12 protein-coding genes are annotated in these 11,771 nt (G+C 62.0%); 9 read left to right on the top strand and 3 right to left on the bottom strand.

The window, feature by feature from the left end; translation table 11 throughout:
- Positions 1-122 precede the first annotated feature (122 nt).
- Complete coding sequence (locus SGJ19_11875) at positions 123-923, bottom strand: polyphosphate kinase 2 family protein (protein MDZ4780943.1); 801 nt, start codon at positions 921-923, stop codon at positions 123-125.
- A gap of 229 nt (positions 924-1,152) precedes the next feature.
- Here SGJ19_11875 and SGJ19_11870 point away from each other — a divergent pair, with 229 nt between their 5' ends.
- The 7 genes from SGJ19_11870 (at position 1,153) to SGJ19_11840 (ending at position 8,123) form a co-directional block, all read left to right on the top strand.
- Positions 1,153-2,187, top strand: coding sequence for a hypothetical protein (locus tag SGJ19_11870; protein ID MDZ4780942.1), 1,035 nt, complete (start codon positions 1,153-1,155; stop codon positions 2,185-2,187).
- Positions 2,188-2,192: 5 nt separating this feature from the next.
- Entirely contained in the window at positions 2,193-2,675 is a 483-nt protein-coding gene (locus SGJ19_11865; GenBank protein MDZ4780941.1) for a hypothetical protein, read from the top strand.
- Positions 2,675-3,271, top strand: coding sequence for a thiamine pyrophosphate-dependent enzyme (locus tag SGJ19_11860; protein MDZ4780940.1), 597 nt, complete (start codon positions 2,675-2,677; stop codon positions 3,269-3,271). Before SGJ19_11865 ends, SGJ19_11860 begins: the two co-directional genes overlap by 1 nt.
- Positions 3,272-3,469: 198 nt before the next feature.
- On the top strand, positions 3,470-4,426 hold the full coding sequence (locus SGJ19_11855; protein ID MDZ4780939.1) for a hypothetical protein: 957 nt from the start codon (positions 3,470-3,472) through the stop codon (positions 4,424-4,426).
- Positions 4,427-4,526: 100 nt separating this feature from the next.
- Entirely contained in the window at positions 4,527-5,216 is a 690-nt protein-coding gene (locus tag SGJ19_11850) for a PEP-CTERM sorting domain-containing protein (GenBank protein ID MDZ4780938.1), read from the top strand.
- A gap of 104 nt (positions 5,217-5,320) precedes the next feature.
- The gene (locus SGJ19_11845) at positions 5,321-6,748 is read left to right on the top strand and encodes a PhoPQ-activated pathogenicity-related family protein (GenBank protein ID MDZ4780937.1); all 1,428 of its coding nucleotides are present in this window, start codon (positions 5,321-5,323) and stop codon (positions 6,746-6,748) included.
- Positions 6,749-6,815: 67 nt separating this feature from the next.
- Positions 6,816-8,123: a Gfo/Idh/MocA family oxidoreductase gene (locus SGJ19_11840; protein MDZ4780936.1), complete on the top strand. Its 1,308-nt coding sequence runs from the start codon at positions 6,816-6,818 to the stop codon at positions 8,121-8,123.
- A gap of 6 nt (positions 8,124-8,129) precedes the next feature.
- On the opposite strand, the gene SGJ19_11835 is transcribed toward SGJ19_11840, so the two are convergent.
- Together SGJ19_11835 and SGJ19_11830 are read right to left on the bottom strand one after the other, a co-directional pair.
- A complete protein-coding gene (locus SGJ19_11835) occupies positions 8,130-8,942 on the bottom strand; it encodes a DUF480 domain-containing protein (protein ID MDZ4780935.1) in 813 nt (270 codons plus the stop codon).
- A 47-nt stretch (positions 8,943-8,989) separates the two neighbouring features.
- A complete protein-coding gene (locus SGJ19_11830) occupies positions 8,990-9,877 on the bottom strand; it encodes an alpha/beta hydrolase fold domain-containing protein (GenBank protein ID MDZ4780934.1) in 888 nt (295 codons plus the stop codon).
- Positions 9,878-10,076: 199 nt separating this feature from the next.
- Between SGJ19_11830 and SGJ19_11825 the strand changes: the two genes are divergently transcribed.
- Together SGJ19_11825 and SGJ19_11820 are read left to right on the top strand one after the other, a co-directional pair.
- Entirely contained in the window at positions 10,077-11,183 is a 1,107-nt protein-coding gene (locus SGJ19_11825) for a membrane dipeptidase (GenBank protein MDZ4780933.1), read from the top strand.
- Positions 11,184-11,285: 102 nt separating this feature from the next.
- Positions 11,286-11,675 (top strand): hypothetical protein, encoded by a 390-nt coding sequence (locus SGJ19_11820; protein MDZ4780932.1) that lies wholly within the window; start codon positions 11,286-11,288, stop codon positions 11,673-11,675.
- Positions 11,676-11,771 lie beyond the last annotated feature (96 nt).

The raw sequence follows: 11,771 nt of genomic DNA, 5'->3' as shown, positions 1-11,771 counted from the left end.
GCGCTGAAGCAACAAAACACGAATGGAGTGCGCGGCCCGCCCTACGTCTCTCTTCTCCCCACCCTTCCCTCTGCGTCTCTGCGGTTCCAAACGACGTCCTCCCTCCATGGTGAATCCTCCGTTCACTCCAGCACGATCTTGTCCAAGTCAGGATGTTCCTTCGGGAACTGCGGGTTCATTTTTTCCATCGTCTCTAGCAACACGCGGCTGATCACCAGGTTGCGGCGCCATTTGCGGTCTGATGGCACGATGTGCCAAGGTGCGTGTTCGGTGTTGCAGTTCACCAGGGCGTTCTCGTAGGCCTTTTGATGCGCGTCCCACGTTTTTCGCATCTCGACGTCCGCGGGACTGAATTTCCAGCGCTTCTTGGGGTCGTCCAAGCGCGCGCGGAGTCGCTCGAGTTGCTCTTCCTTGCTGATGTGCAAAAAGAACTTGAGCACGGTCGTGCCCCCTTCGATCAGCATTCGTTCGAATTCATTGATCGCCTTATACCGCCGTTGGCATTCGTCCTGATCGATGAGCCCCAGCACCTTCACGACCACGACGTCTTCGTAGTGCGAGCGATTGAAGACGCCGATGTTACCGCGGCGCGGGACCGCGTGATGGATGCGCCACAGAAATCCGTGGTCCAGCTCTTCGATGCTCGGCTGCTTGAAACTGGTGATCTGAAAATTCTGCGGGTCGATCCCGGTGAGCACGTGCCGAATCACGCCGTCTTTGCCCGACGTGTCCATACCTTGAAGCACGATCAGCAGCGATCGCCGGTTCTCGGCGTACAAGCGATACGCCAGGTCGTCGAGCTTCGTGACGTTTTCCAGTAGCGCGGCCGGCGCGCTGTCCTTGTCGGCGTCCCCTTTGTAGCCAGGATCGAAATCGGCGAGCTTGAACTTGCTGCCAGGCTTCGGCGTGAGCGTTTGGGCCATGTCGGATGCTCTCCAGTGCAGGTGCGATGCGTTCGCATTCTAGTTGCTGGCGGACTCCTATACTAACCTGGCGCGCCAGCGAGGCGGAGTTAGGCGAGGGTTTTCAGCGCCCTGGCGCGCCGGCTTGCGAAGTCGTCTCCCCCTCGCTGGCGCTTCCGGTTAGTGTGGGTTTGAGTGCTATAATTCCACCAGGGCGCCTGGCAGTGAAACCCGGAACCCGGACTTCCTGATGTTACGGTTTGGTTTAGCCGCCGGACTCTTGTTGATCGCCGCGCCGGCCCGCGGAGCGGAGACGGCGCGGGTGGAATTGACGATTGGCGCCGAAACCCCGCGGGCTGCCGCCACGGCGCAGCAGTGGTACGAAGTGCTGACTGCGATTGGCGTCGACGGTCTGCAGATCCGGCAAAAGAACCCCGGAGAGGCCCCCGAGGTCGTGGATCAGGGCACGAAGCGTTCCCCCAACTATCGCGTCTATGGATTGCTTTCGACGCGGAACGAGTTGATCGTGCCGGGGCATCGCTTTTCGATTCGCGATCGCGACGGCATCGCGGACTGGCTCAAGCAACTCCGCGAGGAAGGCATCGACAAAGCCAGCGGCGCCGCCAATGGACCCTTTGGCCTGACGGCGGAACAACTCGCTCAATTGCGCGAAGACCTGGGACGACCGATGGAAGCGTCGACCACAGATTTGGCGCCGATCGACGCCCTGCCGATGTTATTGGAAAAGCTCCGTCACGAAGTGGCGCTCGATCCTGCGGCGCAGCAGGCGCTCGCCGCAGCGGAAAAGAATCGCGAAGAACTGCGCGGACTATCGCTCGGCGTTGGCTTGACTTACCTGGTTCGCTCGGCGGGCCTCGTCGTCGTGCCGATGGGACAGCGCGGCGGCGACGTGGTGCTCGTTGTGCGAGCAACCGACCCGGCCCGAGAGTCGTGGCCGATCGGTTTTGAGCCGGAGGTCAAGCCCGAGAAGCTGGTGCCGGATATCTATGAGTTTCTGGCGGTGGAAATCGAAGACACCGCCGCCACGGATGTCCTGGCGTCGCTCAGCGAACGGCTCGAGTTGCCGATGTTGTTCGATCATTACGCGCTCGCGCGGCAGGGAATTGACTTATCGACGGTGATGATCAACCTGCCCGAAAAACGCATTACCTACAGCATGCTGTTAGGCAAGACGCTCTCCCAAGCGAAGCTGAAATACGAGCTGCGCGTGGACGAGGCGGATCGTCCCTTCTCATGGATCACCACCGCTCGACCCTCGAGGTAACACGGATGTTCATTGGTGAAGAACTGACAGCGGCGCTCGAAAGACTCGGCGTAACGCATGTCGTGTGGCTGCCCGATTCCGCCCTGGGCGTCTGGGAGGCCGCCTTGGAGGCCGCGCCGGGGCTAACGCTGGTTCGCGTCTGTCGCGAAAGCGAAGCCTGGGCGATCGCGGCCGGCTTGCAACTTGGCGGCAAATCGCCATTGGTGATGATTCAAAACACCGGGCTTTTCGATTCCGGCGATGCCCTGCGGAACGTGCTGTTCGACCTCGGAATCCCGCTCTATGCGATCATCGGCTATCGCAGCTATCTCGTGGAGAACTCGCCTGACACGGCCAAGAAGTTCACCGAGCCGGTGTTAAAGGCTTGGAATATCGACTACGTGCTGATCGACCGGCCCGGGCGTATCACGGAATTCTGCAATCACTTCCTTGCTTGCCAGACGGAATCGCGAGCCGGTGTGACCCTGATCGCCGAAGGGAGCATGTGATGACCGACGCTGACAGCTCCAACCGGATTCCCTTGCTGGCCGCTCTAGAAGTAGTCGCGCGCACTCGACGCGAGGAAATCGTGGTGACCACGATGGGTTCCGCGCGCGAATGGCCGAAGCTGTCGCAGCACCCGCTCGATTTTCACTATCTGCCATCGGCGATGGGCCAGTCGCCGCTGATTGCGCTGGGCCTCGCGATGGCGATGCCGGAACGGCGGGTGATCGCGTTCACGGGCGACGGCTCCTTGCTGATGAACCTGGGTTGCCTGGTGACCATCGCCGCGGCTGCGCCAAAGAATCTCACCGTTATCGCGTTAGACAACGGCCGCTACGAAGTTACTGGCGGACAAATGACGGCGGGGGCGGTGAACGCGGTCGAATTTGCCGCCGTTGCGGCCGCTTCCGGCTTCGCTCAATCCCATGAATTTGATGCGCTCGACTACTGGCGGCAGGGCTGGGACGAGCTTCGCTCGGCCAACGGTCCGACCTTCATCACGCTCGACGTCGCGCCCGTCGGTCCCGACTACCAACTCGTCGTGCCTGGGCCGATGCGTTCCCGCCTGGCCGCGTTTCGGGCCGCGCTGAGCGGCGCCTGATTCGCGTCTGTAAGCTGCGGATGTGGGCGATTACGCACGATTCGCATCTACAATCGCTGCATCCCGCAACAATGACGCGCCGTCGTCGCTCCATCACCGTCAAATTTCTTGACACTCCCCCGAAAGTGCCGGATGATGGAAGTCGCCGGCATCCTACCGGTCGGCGCAATCAGCGGACTCACTAGGCGGAACCTCGTAATGTATCAGCGATTCGTGGCGCTCGGGTGCGCATTGGCCGTTTCGTGCTTAGCGCACTCGGCCGTCGCCCAACCGCACGGCGAGTACCAGGTCACGGCCTTCAACTTTCCGGGAAACTACAGCGACACCGTCACGTTTGACGGCATTCCGGAGTTTATCGGGACGTCTCCGCTCGGAATGGTGATCAACGAACGGGCGACGAACCGTCCGGGCACTTCCGGAGGCATTGCCACGAACCTTGGCCCTGCATTGGGCTTTGAGGAATCCGGGATCGTCGTCGAATACATCTACGATACGGAAGACGGCCTGTCGTTCAACGACCTCGTCTTCGACGGCTGGTCGATCTCCGCGTCAAATGTCGATTTCGGCTTCGAGCCTTGGAGACTGGTGCAAGACACTTTCTTCGGCTTTTGGCGCACGCCGGACGGCCCCGTCACGATTCCGCAATCCGCCATCGATCTGGGGCTGACCGTGGGGCCGCACCCGACCGATCCGACGATCGGCCAGGTCGTCTTTTTCGGCAATGATCCGGAGGAGTTTCCGGAAGGTTTGATTTTCTTCGACCTCGCGGTCAACAGCAGTCTATCGTCCGGCGCATTGGAATTCGCGTTTGGCGTTGCGCCGCTGTCCGGACTTACGATCGGAGCGATGTACCAGAAGGTCAACGCTGATGTCACGGGCGATACCGACGACGATGGCGACGTGGACATCACCGATCTCAACAACGTGCGCAACAACTTTGGCAGCCAAGGCAATCCGATCGTCGGCGATACGGCGCCGTTTAACGGCATTGTCGACATCACCGACCTGAACAACGTGCGCAACAACTTCGGTGTCGGGCCGGGCGGATCGCCTGTGCCCGAGGCCTCGACGTCGGCGCTGCTGCTCATGGGAACATTCGCTGGCGGGTGGTGGTTCCGCCGCAATAGAAATCCTCAGTATCGCGCGCTCGGATAACATGCGCTTGCTTCCGGGTTAGTGGCGATCTGGCTACGTGATCCGTGGGTCGGTCTACGAATCTCATCTCAGCTGATTTTCTCATCTTTGGAGTCGCACCATGAAGTGGGCAGTGAAGTCGTTCGCATTTCTCGCCGTTTGCCTCGCGCTGACGAACGCGTCGCGCGCGGCCACCGTGTCGTACACCATCAATCCCGACCTCAGCTTTCTGACCATGTCAGGCGAAGTGATCGGCACGCCGGTCACGCCCCAGGTCGTGGGCGCTGACATCGCTTACTATCAAGGCACGATCACCGGCGACCTGACGGCCGGCGTGTTGACATTTTCCGGCGGCAGCATCATTGATGCACTGGTGAACCCTGCCGGTCCGTTTCAGCTCAATACGCTGCCGGGCGAAGACAACTATGGCGTGGCGGCCGGCGCTGTTCCGGTCGCGTTCCGGAACATCATGATGGAAATTGCCACGGGCACGGTGCAAGACGGCGTCGTGCCGACTGGGATGGACCTGCCGGTCAGTTTCACGATCAACTCGCCGTTGGCTTCCGGCGACGACGATGACACCACGCCGAACTCGACGGCCCTGTTGGCCTCGTTGTCCACGGCCGGCAACATCGAAACGCTGACGATCCCGATCTTGCGGAACTCAGGTGAAGGCGGCGCCCTGCATATCGTCCTTGAGGGCCAGCTCGTCGCCTCGCGCGTCGTGCCGGAGCCGAGCAGCATCGCATTGCTGGGCCTGGGCAGCGTGGTTTCGTTGGGCCTGGCCTGGCGTCGCCTCCGTTCGGCTTAGACCCCGAGCTTGCAATTCCTGACCTTGTATGCCATCCTCGAAGCCGCTGGCGCAGCCTCGCGCCGGCGGCCATTTTCATTGCCCGCCCGCGGAGTTCTCGCCCCATGATCTGCACGTTTTCTCGTCCGGCTCGCGTCGTTCTTGCGACGCTGGTCGCGCTGTTTCTGGCCCCCGCCTGTCTGTTCGCCGCGGAACCCAATACGCACGACGGACCATTGGACCGCTACCTGGCGAAGCCGGATGCGAGTTTTCGCTGGAAGGTGGTGCAGTCGACGCCCGGCGATGGCGTAACGAGCCATGTGCTCGACGTCACCTCGCAGACCTGGCGGACGAGCGATGATGTCAATCGCACCGAGTGGCAGCACTGGGTCGTCGTCGTGGTGCCGGATAAGGTGACGACGGACCACGCGTTGTTGTTGATCGGCGGCGGCCGCAATGGCGGCGATGCTCCGCGCGAAGCGGATGGATTCCTGCGAGCGGTCGCGGCGGCCACCGGCAGCGTCACCGTGGAAGTAAAGCAGACGCCCAACCAGCCGCTCATTTTTCACAACGACGGCGTGAACCGCGTGGAAGACGATCTGATCGCCTATACTTGGGATCAGTTCCTCAAGACCGGCGACGAAACCTGGCCCGCGCGGCTGCCGATGGTCAAAGGCGTCGTGCGTGCGATGGACGCCGTGCAGGCCTTCTGTCTGAGCGAAGCCGGCGGCAAGCATGACATTCAACACTTCGTCGTGGCTGGCGGATCGAAACGTGGTTGGACCACTTGGCTGACCGGCGCCACCGACCCGCGCGTGAGCGCGATCATGCCGATCGTGATCGACGTCGTCAACGTCAAGGCGTCGATGGATCATCACTACGCGGCCTACGGGTTCTGGGCGCCGGCCGTCGGCAATTACGTCGAGCACAAGATCGTCGATCGCAAGGAAATGCCGGAATATGCCAAGCTGCTGGCCATCGAAGACCCGTTCAGCTATCGCGATCGACTGACGATGCCGAAATACATCATCAACGCCGCGGGCGATGAATTCTTTCTCCCCGATTCATCTCAGTTCTACTTCGACGAGTTGCAGGGCGAGAAACATCTGCGCTACGTGCCGAACGCGAAGCACTCGCTCGACGGGTCCGACGCCCGTGAGAGCATCGCCGCCTTCTACAATGCAGTGTTCAAGGGCATCCCGCGGCCGGAGTTCACTTGGACCTTCGAGGACGACGGCGCGATTCGCGTGAAGTCGGAGCAGAAGCCCAAGCAGGTCAACGTCTGGCGCGCGACGAATCCAGACGCCCGCGACTTCCGGCTCGACACGATCGGTCCGGCCTATGTTAGCGCGGAACTGACCGCGACCGCGGACGGCGAATACGTCGCCCGCGTGCCGATTCCCGAGGCCGGCTGGACGGCGTATTTCGTGGAACTGGTCTACGACAGCGGGTTCATCCACCCGTTTAAGTTCACCACCTCCGTGCGCGTCATGCCGGATACTTTGCCGCATCAGGACAAGCTCGATGCGATCAGTGGGAATGGCAAGCCGTAAAGCGAGCGTCCGTGTTAGATGACGGCGCGTCGTTGATCTTTTTGCCGTGGAATCCAGGGCCGGAGCCATGAACAACCGCCGTCAATTCATGCATGCGATCGGGCAATCCGCCGCGATTGCGGCCGCCTCGCAGGCAATACTAGCCGCGACGGCAGGTCCGAATGATCGACTTCGCGTCGGCCTGATCGGCCCCGGCGGCATGGGCAGTTCGCACTTGCGTCAGCTGGGCGAACAGCAGGACGTCGAGATTGCCTACGTCTGCGACGTCGACGCGGAGCGCCTGGCCGCGGCGGCGCGAACGGCCGAGGAAATGACCGGGCGCAGACCGGAGGCCGTCACCGACCTGCGGCGCGTGCTGGACGACAAGTCCGTCGAAGCTGTGTGGATCGCTACGCCCGACCACTGGCACGCACCGGCGACGATTCTCGCGCTCGACGCCGGCAAACATGTTTATGTCGAAAAGCCTTGTTGCCATAACGTCCGCGAGGGGCGCTTGATGATCGAAGCGGCGCGGCGCAATAACCGCGTCGTGCAGGTCGGTACGCAAAGCCGCAGCGCCCCGCATGTGTTGAGCGCGATGGAGCGACTGCGTTCCGGGGCGATCGGCGAAGTACTCGTCGCCAAAGCCTGGAACAGTCAACTGCGCGGCAACATCGGTCGCGCCGAGCCGACGGAGCCGCCGGCCGGCTTGGACTTCGACCTGTGGCTCGGCCCCGCGCCACAAACGGCGTATCGAAAGACACTGTTGCATGGCATCTGGCGCTGGTGGTACGACTTCGGCGTCGGCGATATCGGTAACGACGGCGTTCACGATATCGACCTCGCCTGGTGGGGCCTCGGAGTCGAAACGCATCCGTCCCGCGTGGTCGCGCTCGGCGGGAAATACTTCTTCGACGACGACCAGCAATTCCCGGACACGCAGCAGATCGTGTACGAATATCCCACGGCTCACAACGGGCGGCCGAAGCAGCTCGTCTTTGAGCAACGCATTTGGTCCCCGTACAAGCTGCACGGTTATGAAAACGGGGCGGCGTTTTTTGGAACGGAAGGCTATCTGATCCTGGGTCATAGCCACGGCTATCAACTCTACGGCCCGCGCGACAAGCTGGTCGAATCGGTCGATGGGTCGCCCAATTTGCTGGATCATCACCGCAACTTCATTGATTGCGTGCGCAACGGCGGCCGGCCGAACGCCGATATCGAAATCGGCCATCGCTCGGCGACGCTTTGCCATCTGGCGAACATTGCAACGCGGGTCGGCCGAGCCCTGACGTTCGATCCAGACCAAGAGCAAATCGTCGCTGACGAAGCTGCGAACGCACTGCTTCACCGGCAATACCGGGAAGGGCATTGGGCCGTGCCGAAAGGTGTGTGACCAGCATCAACCGCCGAGCGCCGAGCGTAGCGATTCCAACTCGCGCTGCTGCGAGTCGCATTGCGAACGAACCGTCGACAGCTCGTCGCGTAGTGCCGCCACCTGTTGTTTCAACTCACTCACGTCGCGGCGCAGGTCCGCCAGTCCTTCCGGCGTCGGCACTGGCTGAGCGACCGGTGCGTAATGTGGAACGGGCGCAGCGACGGCTGGAGGCGAGGTCCGGACCGGCGCTGGTGCCGGTTCGGCCGGCTCGGCGAAGTCGGCGCCGTGAACGCGTTGAAAATCGCTTTTCAGCCGTTCCAGTTCGCGCGGCGGATAGAGGGCATGAGTCACCACGTAGCCGCGTCCCTCGGGCGACAGCGCGATCACCAGTCCTTTGGCCTTGAGCGCATTGAGCACCGCGCGGAGCGCCGGCAAATCGGCGATCGGCTCCATCCGCGACACGCGGCCACGCAACTCGCCTTCGGTCTGCTCGCCACGCAGCAACAACTCCGTCATCACTGCCACTTCGACCTTATCGACACCGAGCCAGTCGTACATGTAGTGGCGATAGCGCGGCACGCGCCCTCCGCCTTGCACCTCGGCGACTAGCCCGACGCCCCGCAGCCGATCGAGCGATTCCTGTACGGCGTCTTCGTCGACCTCCATCACCGGGTCGCGATTGTTCTTCTGGTTGCATCCGGCGCGCAAGGCGTTGATCGACATCGGATAGGCGTCCGGCGTCGTCTTAGCCTTTTCCACCAACACGGCGGCGACGCGCCGATCCAAGGGCGGCAACGGCTGCCAACGCGGCGCGGGTCGATTTTCAGCGGAAGACATGGGGGGAGTTTGAAGTGTGAAGTTTTCAGCGTTCAGTTTTCAGATTCTCATTCGTCACTCTCGCCCTTCAACTGTTCCTTCAAGAACTCCTTCGACGCCTGGAGTGTGCGATGCATCTCCTCGGGCGCGAAGCCGTGGCCGGCGCCGAGGATGAATTCCACGCGACCGGGCACCTTCGCTTCGGTGAGTTTGTTGGCGAGGATCACACCTTGATCGTGCGGCACGAGCGGGTCTTTCGTGCCCATGAAGGTTAAACTCGGCGCGTCGCCTTCATTTACATACGTGACCGGCGACGCTTTCACCGCGGCATCGTGTTTTTCTTCGCGCTTGCCGCCCAGAAAGTTCGTGAGAATGTTTTGCGAGATCACCGGCAATGTGCCCAGCAAGTCCGACGGGCCGACGTAGTTTACCACGGCCTGAACCTTGCTCGATTGATCGGCCCAGCCGCCATCCCCTTCGAGCCCGTCGCCCGAGTCCATCACGCCGAGCATCAGCGCCAGGTGCCCCCCGGCGGAACCGCCGATGGCGCCGATTCGTTCCGGATCGAGACCCAACTCCTCGGCATGCGCCCGCATCCAGCGGACGGCGCATTTGCAGTCCTCGACTTGCGCGGGGAAAACATGCTTCGGGGCGAGGCGATAATTCACGTTCGCCACGACGTAACCCTCGGCGGCGAAGTCCTTCGCCAGACCGGCGAAGTCGTTCTTGCTACCGCCAGCCCAGCCGCCGCCGTGAATGAAGATCAAACCGGGTCGTGGTTGATCGCCCTTGGGCGGCGTCGACAGGTCGAGCAACAGCTTTTCCTCACCGGCTTGGCCGTATTCGACGTCGGTTTTCACTTCGACGGCCAAGGGCTCCGCGCCACGTGACAGGGCGCTCGGCAGGGAGGCCAAAACTACGATCGCCACGATGCGCGCGAAACGAGCTTGAAACATGATTGCCTTCTCCAACATGGGTCGCGATGAACTGGTGAGCGTAACGGGACCGCGCGGCACTTGCAACTGGCGAGCGATTGCGTGCCGACCCAGGGCAGGCCGGCCGGACTCCGAAAGTTGAGCGGGTTAACTTGAAGCCGTGCGGTCGGTAGCATGACGCGTCCCGCCACTTTCGCTGACTTTACCCCGGTACAACGCGATGTTCATACTTGACGCCCACCTCGATCTCGGCATGAACGCCTTGGAGTGGAACCGGGATCTGAGCCAGCCGATCGAGGCGATCAGAGCCGCCGAAAACGGGCTCACCGACAAGGTCGATCGCGGCCTGAGTACCGTCGCACTCCCCGAGATGCGGCGCGGGCGCGTCGGGCTCTGCGTGGCGACGATGCTGGCAAGGTACACCCGGCCCGGCGAGCAGTTGCCGGGCTGGCCGAAGAACCTGGTGCCCGGCTGGCGAAGTCCGGAAATTGCCTGGTCCGTCACGCAAGGGCAACTGTCGTGGTATCGTGCGATGGAAGCGGCCGGGGAGATGAAGCAAATTGTCGATCTGCCGGGGCTGGATCAGCATCTGGCACTCTGGCACGCGGACGATCCAATCGCATCGCCACCGGCCGACGCGCCAATCGGCTACATCTTGAGCCTGGAAGGCGCCGACTCGATCCGCGGCCTGGAATATCTGGAAGCCGCCTATGCACAAGGTCTGCGGGCGATCGGCCCTGCTCACTACGGCCCGGGACGCTACGCACAAGGCACCAACGCCACTGGCGGCCTCACGCCGGAAGGTCGTGAACTGCTGCGTGCGATGGATGAGCTGGGCATCATTCTCGACGCTACGCATCTCTGTGATGAAAGCTTCTGGGAAGCCCTCGACGTATTCCAGGGCCCCGTTTGGGCCAGCCATAACAATTGCCGAGCGCTGGTGCCAGGCGTGCGGCAATTTGGCGACGAGCAACTGCGCGCCTTGATCGCACGCGGCGCGGTGATCGGCGCCGTGCTCGACGCCTGGATGTTAACTCCCAATTGGTTGCGCGGCCAATCGACGCCGGATGAATCAGGCGTGAGTCTGGCCAGTGCCGTCGATCACATCGATCACGTCTGCCAACTCGCAGGCAATGCCAATCATTGCGGCCTCGGGTCCGACCTCGACGGCGGCTTCGGCCGCGAACAATCCCCGCGCGATCTCGACACGATCGCGGATCTTGCCAAATTCACGAAGCTGCTGGAACAAAGCGGCTATCCCACCGCGGATGTCGAAAAGATCATGCACGGCAATTGGATCAGCTTTTTGCGGCGCGCATGGTCCTGAGCGAGGGTAGGCGCTACGACACGCGTGCTCCTTCAAACCCTGAAGTTTGGGTTGGCTTGATAGTTACCTTTTGGGAAACTTCCGATAACACGGAGGTGCCCCATGAACAAGAAGTATATCGTGCGGCTGACGGCGGAGGAGCGCCGGACGTCGCGTGACGTGGTCAAGCAGTTGAAGGGATCGAGTCAGAAGGCGCGTCCCGCGCAGATGTTGTTGAAGGCGGACATGGACCAGCCCGTGCAGTTGGTGAAAGAAACGCGACCGCCGATTCCCGCCACGAAGCGACACGCGCAACGCATCGGTTACGAATACGATCGCACCGGCACGGCGAACATCTTCAGGTTCACCGAACCGCTCCGCGGCTGGCGCGAGGCCACGGCGCGGACCACGAAAACCAAAATCGATTGGGCCGTCGAAGTCGCTCGCCTGCTGGAAGGACGCTACGCTAAGTGCGCCACGGTGATCCTCGTGGTTCGTCGCCTGCGCTTTTAGAGCGCATCTGCGATAGGTCTATCGCCCTCTGCGCAGTCTACGTAAACTGGTGAATCGCCTTTTTTCAAGGAGGTTTGCCATGGCGGCGGCGTATTC

The sequence above is a fragment of the Planctomycetia bacterium genome, assembly GCA_034440135.1.
Classification (GTDB): domain Bacteria; phylum Planctomycetota; class Planctomycetia; order Pirellulales; family JALHLM01; genus JALHLM01.
This window is presented reverse-complemented; position numbering and strand designations above follow the sequence as displayed.